General features: G+C 71.0%; 15 protein-coding genes. 6 read left to right on the top strand and 9 right to left on the bottom strand.

Translation table 11 applies throughout. From position 1 onward, the window contains the following. Positions 1 to 87 precede the first annotated feature (87 nt). Complete coding sequence (gene dnaN, locus LRD69_RS17545) at positions 88 to 1,236, top strand: DNA polymerase III subunit beta (RefSeq protein WP_277327518.1); 1,149 nt, start codon at positions 88 to 90, stop codon at positions 1,234 to 1,236. A gap of 82 nt (positions 1,237 to 1,318) precedes the next feature. Here the strand turns inward: dnaN and LRD69_RS17540 are convergent, their stop codons facing one another. Beyond that, entirely contained in the window at positions 1,319 to 2,206 is an 888-nt protein-coding gene (locus LRD69_RS17540; RefSeq protein ID WP_277327517.1) for a glycoside hydrolase family 19 protein, read from the bottom strand. Between the two features lie 407 nt (positions 2,207 to 2,613). Here LRD69_RS17540 and LRD69_RS17535 point away from each other — a divergent pair, with 407 nt between their 5' ends. Continuing rightward, complete coding sequence (locus tag LRD69_RS17535; RefSeq protein WP_277327516.1) at positions 2,614 to 4,143, top strand: substrate-binding domain-containing protein; 1,530 nt, start codon at positions 2,614 to 2,616, stop codon at positions 4,141 to 4,143. Between the two features lie 58 nt (positions 4,144 to 4,201). Here the strand turns inward: LRD69_RS17535 and LRD69_RS17530 are convergent, their stop codons facing one another. Further along, a complete protein-coding gene (locus LRD69_RS17530; RefSeq protein WP_277327515.1) occupies positions 4,202 to 5,485 on the bottom strand; it encodes an adenylosuccinate synthase in 1,284 nt (427 codons plus the stop codon). A 186-nt stretch (positions 5,486 to 5,671) separates the two neighbouring features. Here LRD69_RS17530 and LRD69_RS17525 point away from each other — a divergent pair, with 186 nt between their 5' ends. Further along, positions 5,672 to 6,529, top strand: a complete 858-nt coding sequence (locus LRD69_RS17525) for a diacylglycerol kinase (protein WP_277327514.1) — start codon at positions 5,672 to 5,674, stop codon at positions 6,527 to 6,529. 78 nt (positions 6,530 to 6,607) lie between these two features. Further along, complete coding sequence (locus LRD69_RS17520) at positions 6,608 to 6,880, top strand: DUF1876 domain-containing protein (RefSeq protein WP_277327513.1); 273 nt, start codon at positions 6,608 to 6,610, stop codon at positions 6,878 to 6,880. Positions 6,881 to 6,914: 34 nt separating this feature from the next. Here the strand turns inward: LRD69_RS17520 and LRD69_RS17515 are convergent, their stop codons facing one another. After that, complete coding sequence (locus LRD69_RS17515; protein WP_277327512.1) at positions 6,915 to 7,457, bottom strand: MarR family transcriptional regulator; 543 nt, start codon at positions 7,455 to 7,457, stop codon at positions 6,915 to 6,917. A gap of 113 nt (positions 7,458 to 7,570) precedes the next feature. Between LRD69_RS17515 and LRD69_RS17510 the strand changes: the two genes are divergently transcribed. Both LRD69_RS17510 and LRD69_RS17505 read left to right on the top strand, forming a co-directional pair. Next, positions 7,571 to 8,491, top strand: a complete 921-nt coding sequence (locus LRD69_RS17510) for an ABC transporter ATP-binding protein (RefSeq protein ID WP_277327511.1) — start codon at positions 7,571 to 7,573, stop codon at positions 8,489 to 8,491. After that, positions 8,488 to 10,089, top strand: a complete 1,602-nt coding sequence (locus LRD69_RS17505) for an ABC transporter permease (protein ID WP_277327510.1) — start codon at positions 8,488 to 8,490, stop codon at positions 10,087 to 10,089. The genes LRD69_RS17510 and LRD69_RS17505 overlap by 4 nt, the downstream gene beginning before the upstream one ends. Positions 10,090 to 10,336: 247 nt before the next feature. Here LRD69_RS17505 and LRD69_RS17500 read toward each other — a convergent pair whose 3' ends face one another. The 6 genes from LRD69_RS17500 to LRD69_RS17475 all read right to left on the bottom strand — a co-directional run bounded on the left by LRD69_RS17500 (position 10,337) and on the right by LRD69_RS17475 (position 16,748). Continuing rightward, entirely contained in the window at positions 10,337 to 11,563 is a 1,227-nt protein-coding gene (locus LRD69_RS17500; RefSeq protein WP_277327509.1) for a cytochrome P450, read from the bottom strand. Positions 11,564 to 11,608: 45 nt separating this feature from the next. Further along, complete coding sequence (locus LRD69_RS17495; protein ID WP_277327508.1) at positions 11,609 to 12,271, bottom strand: response regulator transcription factor; 663 nt, start codon at positions 12,269 to 12,271, stop codon at positions 11,609 to 11,611. After that, entirely contained in the window at positions 12,268 to 13,575 is a 1,308-nt protein-coding gene (locus LRD69_RS17490) for a histidine kinase (protein WP_277327507.1), read from the bottom strand. Before LRD69_RS17490 ends, LRD69_RS17495 begins: the two co-directional genes overlap by 4 nt. Before the next feature lie 132 nt (positions 13,576 to 13,707). Further along, complete coding sequence (locus LRD69_RS17485; protein WP_277327506.1) at positions 13,708 to 14,583, bottom strand: alpha/beta hydrolase; 876 nt, start codon at positions 14,581 to 14,583, stop codon at positions 13,708 to 13,710. Between the two features lie 124 nt (positions 14,584 to 14,707). After that, positions 14,708 to 15,907 carry a kynureninase gene (gene kynU, locus LRD69_RS17480; protein ID WP_277327505.1) on the bottom strand — a complete coding sequence of 400 codons (1,200 nt, stop codon included), beginning with the start codon at positions 15,905 to 15,907 and terminating at the stop codon, positions 14,708 to 14,710. Next, positions 15,900 to 16,748: a tryptophan 2,3-dioxygenase family protein gene (locus LRD69_RS17475; RefSeq protein ID WP_277327504.1), complete on the bottom strand. Its 849-nt coding sequence runs from the start codon at positions 16,746 to 16,748 to the stop codon at positions 15,900 to 15,902. Before LRD69_RS17475 ends, kynU begins: the two co-directional genes overlap by 8 nt. Between the last annotated feature and the right edge of the window lie 83 nt (positions 16,749 to 16,831).

Below are 16,831 nucleotides of genomic sequence, written 5' to 3'. Positions count from 1 at the left end.
TCGGCCGCACCGTTCGCGGGGCCGGTTGTCAGTGGCGCCGCCTAACGTCGGGTCATCACCAGACCCGACGGAGAAGGGCCACCCGCCATGGAGTTCCGGATCGAGCGCAGCGCACTGACCGATGCCGTGGCCTGGGCGGCGCGGGTGCTGCCCACGCGGTCGCCCGTACCCGTGCTCGGCGGGCTGCGACTGGAGGCGGACAGCGGGCGGTTGCGGATCTCCGGCCTCGACTACGAGGCGTCCGCGTGCATCGAGGTGGAGGCGGAGACCGTACGGGCCGGCACGGCCCTGGTCATGGGGAAGCGTCTGCTCGACGTGTGCAGGGTGCTGCCCGAAGGTGCGGTGGAGTGCACGGTCGAGGGTTCGCGGTTCTCGGTGGCCGCGCGGGACGCCCGGTTCGGGCTGTCGGTCCTGCCGCTCGACGACTATCCGGCACTGCCGCCACTGCCCGAGGTGTGCGGCGCAGTCGACTCGGAGGAGTTCGCCGCGGCCGTCGCCCACGTGACGGTGGCCGCGGGCCGGGACGACACGCTGCCGACCCTCACCGGGATCCGTCTCGGCCTCGACGGCGGCACGATGACGCTCGCCGCCACCGACCGGTACCGCTTCGCCGTGCGCACGCTCGCGTGGAAGCCGGAGACCGCGCACGTCTCGGCCGATGTCGTGGTGTCGGCCCGCCGTCTGTCGGAGATCGCCCGCTCCTTCGGCCGCTCCGGCATGGTCCGCTTCGCGCTGGACGCCGGCTCGGTGGGCTTCGAGCTCGCCGGCATGCGCACCACGGTCCGTCTCCTGGACGGCCGACTCCCGCGCCACGAGAAGCTGTTCACGATGGCGGACCCGATGTCCGCGGTCACGGACCGGGCGCCTCTGGTCGAGGCGGTCAGGCGCGTGGCCGTGGTCGCCGACGGCGACAGCCCGCTCCATCTGACCTTCTCCGGCGGCTCGGTGCTTCTCCAGGCCGGCTACGAGGACGATGTCGCGTCCCAGAGCCTGCCTGCCGTCCTGGAGGGCGCCGATGGCCTCACGGTCGCGTTCAACCCGTCCTACCTGATGGATGCTTTGGCCTCGTTCGACACACCGGCCGTCCGGTTCCGCCTGATGGGCCCCGGGCAGCGCGCGATGATCACCGGCAGGACGGCCGGGGACGACCCGGCGGAGGGGGCGGATCCGGCGGAGGGCGCCGCGGCCCGCCCGACGCACCGCCATCTCCTGATGTCCGTGAAGCCGCTGCTCTGAGGCGGCCGTCCACGGCGCACCCGGCGGGGGAACGCCCCCGCCGGGTGGTTGTCCACACGCTGTGGATCGGTAACCCGGTGACTCAGCAGCTCAGGTTCGAACCGGGCGTGGTGCCGAGGATCTGGACGAAGGCCCGGTACTTGTCGACGCGGCTCTGCACCTGGGCGGGGTTGCCGCCGTTGCACTCCAGGGACCCGTTGATCGAGCGGATGGTCTCGCCGAAGCCGGCGCTGTTGACCATGGCGTTGTGCGCGGTCATGGTGCCCGGACCGCTCTGGGTGTTCCAGTACCAGAGCCCGGTCTTCCAGGCCACGGATGCGTTCTGCTCGACCAGGTAGGGGTTGCCCAGCAGGTCGATGCCGAGCGCGTCGCCCGCGGCCTTGTAGTTGAAGTTCCAGCTGAGCTGGATCGGGCCACGGCCGTAGTACGCGGCCGTGCCGGCCGGACAGCCGTAGGACTGGCTGGTGTCGCAGTAGTGCGGGTAGTTGGCCGTGTTCTGCTCGACGATGTACACCAGGCCGCCCGTCTCATGGCTGACGTTGGCGAGGAACGCCGCCGCCTCCTGGCGCTTGACCGTGTCGCTGCCGGTGTTCGCGAAGCCCGGGTAGGCGCTCAGGGCCGCGGTCAGACCGCTGTACGTGTAGAAGGGGCTCCGGCTCGGGAACATCTGGTTGAACTGCGCCTCGCTGACGACGAAGCCCGACGGCGTACCCGGATCCGTGCCGCCGCCGCTGCCGCAACTTCCCTGGTCCGCCCAGACATCGGCGGTGCCCGGCCGCTCGTTCTGGGTCCACCACTTCGCGGTCCAGTTGTGCCCGTTGTACGAGGCGGCTCCGCCGCCCCAGTAGACGGACGAGGCGTTCCAGGGTGCCGCGCACTCCGCTGCCGAAGCTGTGGAGGCGGGGAGGAAGACGGCCATCGCGACGACCGCGCCCAGCGCGGCCAGCAGGCCCATGACGCGTCTGATCATGTGATCACTCCTTCGGCGCGGCGCACCAGACTCGCCGGTGCGCCGCCATGGGGGGTGAACCTCACTCAAGCGCCGCTGGTATGTACCTGTCAAGGTCTAGACCAACGCAAGAACCCGCCCCCGAGGGGGTGTCCAGGTACGGGCCCGCGGCGCCTCGCACCTCCGCGCGCGGTTTCAACAGGGGGAATTCCGGAGGGAAACCATCCGGATCATGGCTCAACTCTTTTGTTCTTCCCGGGACTTGATTCACGCTCCGTCCAGCATGCGAAACAGGGTCCGGACCGGCCCCGACCCCCTTGCCGGGCGAACAGCGGGCGAACGTCAGCCGACAGGACGTACCGGTCGCCCCCGAATCCCCTCCTGCGTACATACGGTGAACCGAACTGCAGACCGAGGGCGAGGAAGCCGTGGAGTGGTTCAGCGCCGAGAACATCGTGGCCGTGTGCACCGCCGTGCTCGGCGTCCTGGCCTCCATCGGAGTGCTCTGGTACGAGCGCCGCGTACCCCGCCGCAAGCGCATCGGCTACCGGGTCCAGATGGACACCCCGATCGGCAGCGACGTCAGCGAGGGCCGGGCCAATGTCCGGCTCGGGCTCTTCAGCGAGACGCCCGACATGGCCGATGCCACGCTCGTCCTGCTGCGCGTCGAGAACGACGGCTCACAGTCCATCGCCGACAACGACTACACGGGCCGTGAACTGCACGGACTGACCGTGGAGTTCACCGATCGCACCGTACGCGGCATCGCGGTCACCCAGGCACCCGGCGCCGACCATCTGATGGAGCACTTCACCCCGGCGGGCGGGATGCGCCACAGCGGCCGGCTCATCCGGCTGCCGCGCGTCCCCCTCAACCGGGGCGAGCACTTCAAGCTGCTGGTGCTGCTCACCGGCTCGCACGTGGGCAGCCCCATCAGGATCACCGGCGGCATCCGGGACGGCGAGGTGACGCCCAACTCCGCCGCCCGCCCGGACGAGAAGCCCCCGATGTTCGGCCGGGCCGCCCGGCTCATCACCGTGGCACTGACCGTCTGCGTCATCACCCTGGCCTCGATCATCCTGGTCCGCGACGACACCCCGCCCCCGATGGGCTGTGCTCGGGGCACCCTGACGGTGACCGGCTCCACCGCCTTCGAGCCGGTCGTGCGGGAGCTGGCGGAGAAGTACCAGAAGGAGTGCGAGGGCTCCACCGTCACCGTGGACGCGCACGGCAGCAACGCCGGGATACGGGAACTCGCCGACCGGGGCGCCGCGTCCGGCACGTCCGGCTCCCCCGCACTGATCGCCCTCTCCGACGGCCCCAAACCGGACGGCTACCCGCAGCTGCGGGAGAGCCGGGTCGCGGTCTCGCTCTTCCACCTCGTCGTCAACGACCGGGTGCCCGTCAAGAACCTTTCCCTGGCCACCGTCCGGAAGATCTACCGGGGCGACATCCGCAACTGGAAGGCGCTCGGCGGACCCGACCTGCCCGTGCTCCTGGTCAGCCGCGACGCCAACTCCGGCACCCGGGAGGTCTTCCAGCGACGCGTCCTCGGCCACAACGAACCCGCCCAGTCCTCCCGCGACTGCGCCACCAAGGACGACCCCGAGGCCCAGGTCGTGCGCTGCGAACTCGACTCCACCGACCAGGTCCTGGCCACCGTCGGCCGGCTCGACGGCGCGATCGGCTACAGCGAACTGCGCTCCGGAACCGCGCTGAAGGGGGCCCACCAGCTCGCCATCGACTCCACCGTTCCGTCCGTCGACACGATCGGCTCCAGCAGCTACCCGTACCGGGAGATCGAGTACGCCTACACCTACGGCCAGCCGCCCGCCGACTCGCTGGCCTCCAGCTTCCTGGGCTACCTGAGCCGCGGCAACGGCCAGGACGTCATCCGTACGCACGGACATCTGCCGTGCGCGACGCCGAAGGGGCTGCGGATCTGCGGAGAGGAGTGAACGCGCGGAGGGGGCCGGGGCTGATCAGCCGCCCCGGCCCCCTCCGCGTTGTCCCGCCCTACAGGAACGAGTTGATCTCGATGGTCTCGGTGCGGCCGGGGCCGACACCGATCGCGGAGATCGGGGCGCCGGACATCTCCTCCAGCGCCTTCACGTACGCCTGCGCGTTCTTCGGCAGATCACCGAACGTCTTGGCCTTCGTGATGTCCTCGGACCATCCCGGCAGCATCTCGTAGATCGGCTTCGCGTGATGGAAGTCGGTCTGGCTGTACGGGAGTTCCTCGACCCGCTTGCCGTCGATCTCGTACGCGACACACACCGGGATCTGCTCCCAGCCGGTCAGCACGTCCAGCTTGGTGAGGAAGAAGTCGGTGAGACCGTTGACCCGGGTCGCATACCGCGCGATCACCGCGTCGAACCAGCCGCAGCGACGGTCGCGGCCGGTGGTGACACCGCGCTCGCCGCCGATCCGGCGCAGCGCCTCGCCGTCCTCGTCGAGCAGCTCCGTCGGGAACGGGCCGGCGCCGACACGCGTGGTGTACGCCTTGAGGATGCCGATCACCCGGCTGATCTTCGTCGGGCCCACGCCGGCACCGGTGCAGGCGCCGCCCGCGGTCGGGTTCGACGAGGTGACGAAGGGGTACGTGCCGTGGTCGACGTCGAGCAGCGTGCCCTGTCCGCCCTCGAAGAGGACGACCTTGCCCTCGTCGATGGCGTCGTTCAGGATCAGCGTCGTGTCCGCGACGTACGGCTTGATCTGATCGGCGTACTGGAGCATCTCCTCGACGATCTTGCCGGCCTCGATGGCGCGCCGGTTGAAGACCTTGGCGAGAAGCTGGTTCTTCTGCTCCAGGGCCGCTTCGACCTTCTGCTCCAGGATCGACTCGTCGTAGAGGTCCTGGACGCGGATGCCGACCCGGTTGATCTTGTCGGCGTACGTCGGGCCGATACCGCGGCCGGTCGTGCCGATCTTGCGCTTCCCGAGGAACCGCTCCGTCACCTTGTCGATCGTGACGTTGTACGGAGTGATCAAATGGGCATTACCGCTGATCAGCAGCTTGGACGTGTCCACGCCGCGATCGTTCAGCCCACTCAGCTCGGAGAGCAGGACCGCCGGGTCGATGACGACACCGTTACCGATGACCGGGGTACACCCCGGTGAAAGGATTCCGGAGGGGAGGAGATGAAGTGCGTACTTCTGGTCGCCGACGACCACCGTGTGGCCGGCATTGTTGCCGCCCTGGTAACGCACCACATAGTCCACGGATCCACCGAGGAGGTCGGTGGCCTTTCCCTTGCCCTCGTCACCCCACTGAGCACCGAGCAGCACAAGTGCGGGCACAGGCGTACACCCCTTCCGGGCGGGGCATGTCCAAGGTCAGGGGGCGTACGCACGCGTCGTACACGCCGTACGACGATGTACGACGAAGCCTGAACCGTCGAACCGGGTGCCCCGGAATAGACGAAGCCCCTGGCGCAATAGCGCAAGGGGCTCTTGCACCAAGATGCTACCCGAGGAAGGACCGAGGTGTCGGCTGCCCAGCCCCCCGGCAACGGTGCGCACCAACTGCTGGTGGTGATCGACCCGGTCGCCCGCCGGACCGACGGCGAGTCCGTCCGGATCGCGAAGGACGTGCTGAGCGCCGGTTCGCACGCCAAGATCTGCCTCCCGGACGGGCCGGAGGAGTTCGCCCGGGCCTTGTCCCGCCGGGGCAGTCGGCGGCCGGTGGTCATCGGTGACGACCGGGCGCTGCTGCGCGCCGTGGCGCTGCTGCACCGGGAGCGGGAGCTGTCCGGCGTGGCGCTCGCGCTGGTCCCGGTGGGCGCGGCGGCGGCGCTGGAACTCGCGCATTCGCTCGGCGTGCCCATGGGTGCGGTGGCCGCGGCGCGCGCCGCACTGGACGGGGTCGTACGCCGGCTCGATCTGCTGGTCGACGACAGCGACGGCGTCGTCCTGGGTGCCCTGCGCATCCCCGCACTGCCCACGGTGCCGGGTGCCGCGGCCGCGCACACGGGTGTCACGGCGGTCTGGGACACCTGCCGCTCACTGGTCCGCACGCTGGTCCACCCCACGCCGCCCGCCCCGTCCACCGCGCTGCGCGCCCATCGGTTGCGGGTCGAAGCGGACGGCGTGATGCTGAACGACCTGGACAGCCCCGTCGAATCGGTGACGGTGACCTCACAGGAAGGCGACGGCGGCCTCGCGGACGTGGTCGTCCGGACGACGACGGGCGAGCCGGTGAGGGCGGAGGCGAAGGCGGTCACGGTATCCGGCGCGGACTTCCGCTACCGGGCGGACACCGAGGTCGGCGGACCGGTCCGGACGAGGACGTGGACGGTGCGGGCGGGGGCATGGGGGCTGGTCCTGCCGGTGGCCGCCGGGTAGCCGGGACACCGGCCCCGCACACCGAGCGCCGGCGCGGGAACGGGCGCACCCTGGGAGAAGGTCCTGGAGGTGAATCCCATGATGAAGACCGCTGTCGGATGGCACATCGAGCTGGAATTCGAGGAAGACAACCACCGCACCCGCGCCGCCGCCCTCGTACGGCTTCCCGACGGGAACGAGGTCCGTGCGCACGGATACGCCAGCCGTCACCCCTCCGACTCCCAGCAGCCGAGGGTCGGCGAGGAGATCGCAGGAGCCAGAGCGCTCAACGAACTCGCGATGAGCCTGCTGACCAAGGCGCACGACGAGATCGACGACGCGTCGGGCCGGACGTCGCATCCGCTGTCCTGAGTCGGCGCGGGGCGCCGGTCCCGGTGCCCCGGGTCTATCCAGCCGTTCCGTCCGGGAGGTCGAACTTCTTGCGGTAGTCACGCCAGCGCTCCACCATGCCGACCAGTTCCGACTGCAGGAACTCGAAGAACTCCGCGGTCTCCGTCAGCCGCATACCGGCAGGCGTGTCCGGGCCGAGGGTGCGTGCGCCCTCCCTGAGTGTGTGCTCCCAGCGGGTCAGCACGCGGTCGCGGCCGGCGAACGTGGCGTACCAGATCTCGTTGTGCAGGCGGTAGCGGTCGCGGCGCGAGCCGGGGTCGCGCTCGCGCCCGACCATGCTCACCTGCGTGAGGTAGTTGACCGCCCCGGACACCGCGGCCGGGCTGATCTGCAGCTGCTCGCTGAGCTCCGCCGACGTCATGGAGCCGTCGTCGTCCGCGAGCAGCGCAGCGAAGACGCGGGATGCCATCCGCTGCATGCCCGCCTCGGTCATCTCGGCCGCGAAGCGCTCCACGAACCGCGACACGGCCCCCTCGTCACGCCCCTGCTCGCGCCCGGGTCCGTCCTCACGCCCGTCTGCGCCGGCTCCGCTGCTCATCGCCTCATCGTCTCCCCTGATTTGCCGGAGAGTTCTCCGGCATCCGGCCACAGCCCAACTTTATACGTTTCCTTAACTTCACAACTTTGTGAAAATAGCGTACGTTTAAAATCATGACGAAGGCAATCACCGTGGCCGGACTGCACAAGTCGTTCGGGCGGACACACGCACTGGACGGCCTCGACCTCGAGGTCGAGACCGGCGAGGTTCACGGCTTCCTCGGCCCCAACGGCTCCGGGAAGTCGACCACCATCCGGGTCCTGCTGGGCCTGCTGCGGGCGGACTCGGGCGCCGCCCAGCTGCTCGGCCGGGATCCGTGGAAGGACGCGGTCGAGCTGCACCGGCGGGTGGCGTACGTCCCCGGTGACGTCAACCTGTGGCGCAATCTCTCCGGCGGCGAGGTGATCGACCTGTACGGGAGGCTGCGCGGCGGCCTCGACAAGCAGCGGCGCGCCGACCTCCTCGAGCGGTTCGAGCTGGACCCCACCAAGAAAGGGCGGACGTACTCCAAGGGCAACCGCCAGAAGGTCGCCCTGGTCGCCGCACTCGCATCCGACGTCGACCTGCTGATCCTGGACGAGCCGACCTCCGGGCTCGACCCGCTGATGGAGGAGGTCTTCACGGACTATGTGCGGGAGGCCGCTCGCGAACGCGGCCAGACCGTACTGCTCTCCTCGCACATCCTGAGCGAGGTCGAGACACTCTGCGACCGCGTCAGCATCATCCGCAAGGGCGTCACGGTCGAGACCGGGTCCCTCGCGGACCTGCGCCACCTGACCCGTACCAGCGTCATCGCCGAACTGGCCGCCGCGCCGAACGGGCTCGCCCAGTTGCCCGGAGTCCATGACCTCGACGTCCAGGGCAGGCGGGTACGGCTCCACGTGGACACCGACAAGCTCGACGCCGTGCTGCGTTCGCTCACCGCCTCGGGCGTACGGTCGCTGACCAGCACCCCGCCCACCCTGGAGGAGCTGTTCCTCCGGCACTACCAGGACGATGTGGCCACGGCCCCGGAAGAGGCGATGTCGCGATGACCGCGGGACTCGCTGTACGCGGCGCCGCCGCCGGCCAACTCGCGGGAATCAACCCGCTGTTCAGGCTCGCTCTGCGCCGGGACCGCATCATGCTTCCGGTGTGGGTCCTCGTGCTCACCCTCATGGTCGTCAGCGGCGGCTCGTCGATCGAGCAGCTCTACGACACTCCGGCCGCCCGCGCCGAGGTCGCCGTGTCCATGAGCGCGAACAGCTCCTTGCGCTCCATGTACGGACCGGTCTTCGGTGACTCGATCGGAGGTCTGGTGGCCTGGCGGTTCGGCGTCTTCGCCGCCACACTGGCCGCCGTGATGAGCCTGATCATCGTCATCCGGCACACCCGCGAGGAGGAGGAGACGGGCCGTCAGGAACTGCTCTCCTCGGCAGTGGTGGGGCGGCGCGCCCCGCTGACATCGGCGCTGTTCGCCGCCCTGGCCGCCAACGCGCTGGTCACGCTCTTCATCACGGCCGGCCTCGCCGCACAGGGCGGAACAGGAGCGCTGGCCCTAGGGCTCGCCGTCGGTGCGACCGGAATGCTCTTCGCCACCATGGCGGCGATCGTCGCGCAGCTCACCGAGAGCGCGCGGCTCGCCAAGGGGATGACGGGCGGCGTGCTCGGCCTCGCCTTCCTGCTGCGGGCGGCCGGAGACTCCGGTGCGAACGACGGGTCGTCCGTACTGACCTGGCTGTCGCCGATCGGCTGGGCCGAGAACATGCGGCCGTACGCCGGCGAGCGCTGGTGGGTGCTGCTGCTCTTCGTGGCGGCGATCGCGGCTCAGGCCGCGGCCGCGTACACCCTGGCCGGGCGGCGCGACATCGGCATGGGCTTCCTCCCGGCCCGTCCGGGCCCGGCCGAGGGCCGACTCGCCACCGCAGGTGGCCTGGCCTGGCGGCTGCAGCGCGGCACGCTGCTCGGCTGGGCCGTGGGCTTCGCCGTCGCCGGCGTCGTCTTCGGCGGCATGGCCGAGGGTGCGGCCGACCTGGTGGGTGACAACGAGCAGGCCAAGGAGATCTTCGCGCGGATGGGCGGACAGGAGGGCATGACCCGGGCCTTCCTCGCCACGATGGTCGGGATGCTGGGGATGATGGCCGCGTTGTACGTGGTGGCGTCGGTCCTCCGCCTGCACGGCGAGGAAACCTCTCAGCGCGCCGAGCCGCTGCTCGCGAACCGCCTGGGGCGGTTGCGGTGGGCAGCCGGGCACCTGGTGATCGCGTTCGGCGGCGCGGTCGCGATCATGCTGGTCGGCGGGCTCGGTCTGGCCGTCGGATACGGCGACGAGTTCGGCGCGGTACTCGGGGCGGCGCTGGTCCAGGTGCCCGCGATCTGGCTCCTCGGCGGTCTGGCGGTCCTCTTGTACGGAGCGCTTCCCAAAGCCGCTCCGGCGGCATGGGGTGTGGTGGGAGCGTGCCTGCTGATCGGGTGGATCGGCCCGGCGCTCGACCTGCCCCAGTCAGTGATGAACCTGTCGCCCTTCGGCCATCTGCCGAAGCTGCCGGGGACCGAGATGCAGTGGGCTCCGGTGCTGCTGCTCACCGCGATGGCGGTGGCGCTGACGGGCGCGGGACTGGCGGCGCTGCGGCGACGCGACCTCGCGACCTGAGCAACCGTCCGGCCGGTCGGACCGAGTCCGGCTGAATCGCACGCACGGCCGGACCTCCAGGCGGCCCGCCCCGGAAGGACAGAACTCTTCCGGGGCGGGCCGCTGCCTCCTGGACGGCGGTGGGACCGGCCCCCTCCTGTGCTGTGGCCCGGCGTGCGCCCACCGCCTTCGGTGCCGCCTCGACGTCACGCGGAGACCACGCCTCGTGGGCCTCCCGGCGTGCCGAGCAGTGCCCGGCGGCTTCCTGTCACAGCTCCACGCGCAGCTCCTTCAGGCCCCTGATCACGTAACCCGGGTTCCACTCCGGCTCCGCCGCGAGCCGCATCCCGGGCGCCTTTCGCAGCAACTCACCGAAGGATGCCGCCAGTTCGACCCGGGCCAGCGGCGCGCCCAGGCAGAAGTGGATGCCCGCGCCGAACGAGATGTGCGGGTTCTCCCGGCGGGAGAGGTCCAGCGTGTCCGGGTCCGTGAAGCGGGCCGGGTCACGGTTGGCGGAGCCGAAGAGCAGCGCCACCTCCGAGCCTCGCGGAATCACCGTGCCGTCGATCTCGATGTCGTCGAGGACCCAGCGCTCGAACATCTGCAGCGGAGTGTCGTACCGCAGCAGCTCCTCCACCGCCGTGGGCAGCAGCCCGTGGTCGGCCCGGAGGGCTGCCAGCTGCTCGGGGTGGCGCAGCAGTGTCCACCAGCCGTTGACGGTGGTGTTGACCGTCGCCTCGTGGCCCGCGTTCAGCAGCAGCACACAGGTGGAGACCATCTCCTGCTCGCTCAGCCGCTCCCCCTCGTCGTGCGCGGCGATGAGTGCGGAGATCAGATCCGTCCCGGGGGTCTTGCGACGCTCCGCGATCAGCTCCCGCAGATACGCGGAGAAGTCCACACTGGCGCGTACGGCGGCACGCGCGGTCTCCTCGGACGGGTTCAGTTCGAACATGCCGCAGATCGCCGCCGACCACGGCCGCAGCGGACCGCGGTCGGACGCGGGGATGCCGAGCATCTCCGCGATGACGGCGACGGGCAGCGGTTCGGCGACCGCGGTGAGCAGATCGCCGCCGCCCGCGTCGACGAAGCGGTCGACCAGCTCGGCGGCCAGCCTCCGTACGGTCGGGACGAGCTGCTCGACCGTACGCGGGGTGAACGCCTTGGAGACCAGGCGCCGGATCCGGGTGTGGTCGGGGGCCTCCAGGTCGAGGAGCCCCTGTCCGTTGAGCGTGGTGAAGGGTTCGTACGCGGCGGGCGGGGGCGTGCGGCCGAACTCCTCGTGGGTGAAGCGGTGCAGATACGTGCGCCCCAGACGCCGGTCCCGCAGCAGCGCGGACACATCGGCGTGGTGCGGGACGAGCCACTGGCCGGTCGGCTCGAACCGGTGCACGCGGCCGGCGGCCCGCAGCGCGGCGTAGGCGGGGTACGGGTCGGCGACGAACGCCGGCGACCAGGGATCGAACGAAGCGGCGGCGGACTGCGAGGACGGGTGCATGAACCGACGCTAACCGGACCGGCCGGTCCCGGTCACGGCTGCGCCTCAGCCGGGCGTGACCAGCCGCGCCTCGTACGCGAACACCGCCGCCTGGGTGCGGTCCCGCAGCCCCAGCTTCACCAGGATGCGGCTCACATGCGTCTTGATGGTGGATTCGGCCACCACCAGATGCGAGGCGATCTCCGCGTTGGACAGGCCCTGCGCGATGAGCACGAGCACCTCCGTCTCGCGCTCCGTCAGATCGCCGATCCGGGCGAGCGCGGGCGGCCGCGGGGCCCCGGCGAGCCGGGAGAACTCGGTGATCAGCCGCTTGGTGACCGTGGGCGCCAGCAACGCCTCCCCGGACGCCACGACCCGTACCCCGTCGGCGAGCTGGCGGGCCGATGCGTCCTTCAGCAGGAACCCGGACGCCCCGGCGCGCAGCGCCTGGTACACGTACTCGTCGAGGTCGAACGTGGTCAGCACGAGCACCTTGGCGGCCGCGTCGTCGGCGACGATCGCGCGGGTCGCCTCGATGCCGTTGAGCTCCGGCATCCGGATGTCCATCAGCACCACGTCGGGCCGCAGGGCGGCGGCCTGGGCGATGGCCTGTCGGCCGTCGACGGCCTCGCCGACGACCTCGATGCCCGGCATCGCCCCCAGGAGCACCGAGAAACCCTCGCGGACCATCATCTGGTCGTCGACGATCAGGACCCGGATGTCGTTCATGAGGTCTCGCTCTGCGTCGGCGGTACGGGGATGAACGCGGCGATCTCGTACCCGCCGTCCGCGGTCGTCCCGGCGGTCATCTCGCCGTTCAGCATGGCGACCCGCTCCCGCATCCCCGTAATGCCGTGCCCGGCGCCCGGCGAGGGCTTCACCGGTCCGGTCGGCGGCCCGTTGACGACCCGTAGCCCGAGCCCGCCGAGCACATAGCCGACCTCGACCTTGGCGGTGGCACCGGGCGCGTGCCGCAGGGTGTTGCTGAGGGCTTCCTGGATGATCCGGTACGCCGACAGCTCTACGCCCTGCGGCAGTTCGCGCACCGCGCCGGTGACGGTCTTCTCGGCCACCAGGCCCGCGTCCGCCACATTGGTGAGCAGCCTGTCGAGCTCGGCGAGGGTGGGCTGCGGGGCGTCCGGGGCCTCGTAGTCCTCCGCCCGTACGACGCCGAGGACCCGGCGCAGCTCGGTGAGGGCGGCGACGGCGTTCTCCCGGATGGTGACGAAGGCCTGCTCCAGCTCGGGCGGCGGGTTCTCCACCCGGTACGGGGCGGCCTCGGCCTGGATCGCGACGACGGACATGTGGTGGGCGACCACGTCGTGCAGCTCACGGGCGATGGTGGTGCGCTCCTCCAGCAGCGTGCGCCGGTCGCGTTCCACGGCGGTGACGGTGCGCTGCACGGTCACCTCACGCTCGGCCTCCCGGCGGGTCTGCACCACGGTGACCACGAGCAGCGCGAACGCGGAGGTGACGGCCATGGGCCCGGTGGTCGACGAGTAGCGCCAGCCGAAGTTCTCCAGGAAGGTACCGAGCACCACGGTCAGGACCCACATCCAGGCGGCGGTACGCGGCCGGGTCCGGGCCGCGACCACGACGAGCACCACCAGGTGCGAGAAGAACATACCCGGCACCCACGGCCAGCCGCCGCCGGTGATCACGGCTGTCACCGGAGTGAGCGCCATCGACATCCAGAAAGCGCCGACCGGCCGGAACAGCGTCATCGCGACGGTCAGCGCCGGGAGCAGCCCGGCCACGACGATCTCGATCCCGGGCCCGGGCCCCACGCCGTCCGCCGCACCGATGCCTATGAGGGCCGTGATCAGCGCGGCCAGCCCGACCAGTGCGTGCGGCGTCCGGGCGGCCCGCGCGCGCATCCGCTCGGACAGCCGCCGGGTCAGCGCCCCGTCGGTCCGCATGGGCGGCAGCGGACGGTAGTCGAACGCATCATGGAAGAGGTCCTGCCGCAGGCCGCCTATCGCCCCTGCGGCCAGCCGGAACTCGGGGCTTCTGGTCTTGGTGGTCTCGGTCACGCTCCCAAGGTAGGGGGCCCCGCCGACGACGTCGTCAGCAGTGATGCGGATCCTGCGGCATCCGTCGCAGGGACTACCGGAACCGGGACATGCGTGACATATGCGAACGCCGGCCCCTCCCGGAGCCCCCGGTCACCACGCCAACTGGGCAATCTCCTCCGCCACCACCGCACACGCGTCCGCCGCCGGGTCGATCAGCGGAAAGTGCCCGACGTCCTCCAGCAGCGTGAGCCCCACCGTCTCCCCCGCCTTCGCCGCCGCGTCCACGAACGCCTCCGCGACCGCCTGCGGCACGGTGAGATCGGTCCGCCCCTGCACGATCGCGGTGGCGATACCGGTAGGCAGCAGCGCGGCCGGGTCGGCGTACGGACTCCGTGCGTCGAAGTCCTCGTGGGTGCCGAGCAGTTGACCCACCGCGCCGGAGCAGACATCCAGCTCCACCGCCGTGCCGAAGTCGGCGATCGGCGCCAGCGCGACCACCCCGCGCAACGGCGGCGCCGCGGCCAGCCGCCACGGCGACCCTTCCGGCAGTACGTGCCGGGCCGCGGCCCACAGCGCCAGCTGCCCGCCCGCGGAGTGCCCGGTGACGACGATCCGTCGCGCATCGGCCTGCGGGAGCGTGGCGGCCAGCAGCCCGGGCAGCGCGTCCATCGCCGCGGCGACGTCGTCGAACGTCTCCGGCCAGCGGCCCGCGACCGGACCGGAACCCCGCTGCTGCGGGATCTCGCTGCCGCGCCGGTACTCGACGTTGGCGACGGCGAACCCGCGCCGGGCCAGGAAGTCCGCGAACGGCGTCACATGGAGACGGTCGTACGGCGCCCGCCACGCCCCGCCGTGCAGCACGACCACGACGGGCGCTCCGTCCCGCCCGTCCCGCGGGGCGTAGAAGTCGATCACCTGGTCGGGGTGATCGCCGTAGGCGGCGGTGGCGTCGGGGGCGACGGCCGGATGCGAGAACGCCGATTCGGTCTCGACTGCGTCCCGATCACGCGCGGCGGAATCCGACATGCTGCTCCAACCATCCGACTGAGGCACCCAACTGGCCTGACCAGCGGGGACGGTACCAGCCCGGCACGCGCCGTCCCCACGGGGATTCCCGTGGGGACGGAACGGCACCCGGACGGCCGGGTCGCTAGCCGCCCAGCACCTCTCCCAGCACCCGCGCGGCCCGCTCCACATCCGCGAACCCCACGTACAACGGCGTGAACCCGAACCGCAGCACATCCGGCCGCCGCAGGTCCCCGACGACGCCCCGCTCGATGAGCGCACGCATGGCCGGCTCGGCGACCGCCGCGTCCACGCACCGCAGCGACACCTGGCTGCCCCGCTCCGCATGCGCCGACGGCGTGACCGGAACGACCACGCCCTCCGGCACGTACGCCTCCACGCACTCCAGGAAGAAGTCCGTCAGGGCCAGCGACTTGGCCCGTACCGCCTCGACCGACACCCCGTCCCACACGTCCAGCGACGCCTCCAGCGCCAGCATGGACAGGATGTCGGGGGTACCGACCCGGCCCCGTACGGAACCGTCCGCGGGCGCGTACCCGGGGTCCATCGCGAACGGGTCGGCGTGCGACGTCCACCCGGGCAGCGGCGAGTCGAAGGCACCCTGATGCCGCTGGGCGACGTACAGGTACGCGGGCGAACCGGGCCCGCCGTTCAGGTACTTGTACGTGCAGCCGACCGCCAGGTCCACCCCGTGGGCGTCGAGCCCCACGGGCAGCGCGCCCGCGCTGTGGCACAGGTCCCAGACGGCGAGGCCGCCCGCCGCGTGCACGGTGGCGGTGAGGCCGGGCAGATCGTGCAGCCAGCCGGTGCGGAAGTCGACGTGGTTGAGGAGGACCACGGCTGTACGGGGACCGACCGCGTCCCGCACGTCCGCGGGCGCGACGGGGACGAGCCGGTGCCCGGTCATCCGGGCGGCGGACTCGGCGATGTATCCGTCCGTGGGAAACGTCGTCGCGTCGACGAGGATCTCGTCGCGCCCCTCCGGTGCCAGCCGGCTCGCGGCGACGACGGCCTTGAAGACGTTCACGCTGGTGGAGTCGCCGACGACGATCTGCCCGGCGGCGGCCCCGACGAGCGGTGCTATCCGGTCGCCGATCCGCTCGGGCGCGGTCCACCAGCCGCTCTCGTCCCAGGACCGGATCCTGAGCTCGCCCCACTCGCGGGTGAGGACCTCCTGCATCCGGGCGGGTACGTGCCGCGGCAGCGCACCCAGCGAGTTGCCGTCGAGGTACACCCCTTCGTCGAGGGTGAACAGCTTGCGCAGATCGGCGAGCTCGTCTGCGTCGTCGAGTGCCGCGGCCCGCGCGGCGAAGGTGTCAGACATGGCTGCGCGCCGTCCACAGTTCGGGGAACACGTTCTTCGTGGCCCGCTTCTCCAGCCACGCGACCCCGGCAGAGCCGCCGGTGCCGGTCTTCGAGCCCATCGCGCGCCGGGTGGCGACGAGGTGGTCGTTGCGCCAGCGCCACACCAGTTCGCCGACGTCGGTGAGCGCCTCGCCGAGCCGGACGAGGTCGTCGTACCGTTCGGGGTCGGCGTAGATCTCCGCCCAGACGGCCTCGACCTCGGGGGACGGCTCGTACTTCTGCGTCAGGTCCCGGCCGAGCACGGACTGCGGTACGGCGTGGCCGCGGTGCGCGAGCAGGGCGAGCACCTCGTCGTACAGGCTCGGCTCAGCGAGCGCCTTCTCCAGTTCGGCGTACACGCGGGGCGCGCCCCGGTGCGGCACGAGCATCGACGCGGACTTGTCGCCGAGCAGGAACTCCATGCGCCGGTACATCGCCGACTGGAAGCCGGAGCCCTCGCCGAGTGCGCCACGGTAGGAGTTGAACTGGGCGGGGGTGAGCTGGGCGAGCGGCGTCCAGGACGCGTTGAGTGCCTCCAGTTCCCGTACCGACCGCTTCAGCGCATCGCGCGCGACCGTCAGCCGGTCCTGGCGCAGGGCGTGCGCGGCGGTCTCCCACTCATGGACGATGACCGTGAACCACAGCTCCATGACCTGGGTGGTGACCAGGAAGACCATCTCGCCCGGGTCGTCGGAGCGAAGGTGCTGGAGATGGGTCAGGACATCCGCCTGGACATAGTCCTCGTACGGAGTCGTTCCCGCGAAGTCCAGGTGCGGGGTGTCCGCACCGGTGGCTTCGGGGTCGGGGTGGATCGTCGACATTTCTGTCTCCTCGACACGAGCTTCCGGGTAGCGGTCCGCCCCTTCCGTGAGGTGATGGGCTCCGGTCCCCTGCCCGCATCCTA

The sequence above is a fragment of the Streptomyces sp. JH14 genome, from assembly GCF_029428675.1.
Lineage (GTDB): Bacteria > Actinomycetota > Actinomycetes > Streptomycetales > Streptomycetaceae > Streptomyces.
Note: the sequence above shows the minus strand (reverse complement) of the source record. Positions and strands in the feature narration are given on the sequence as shown.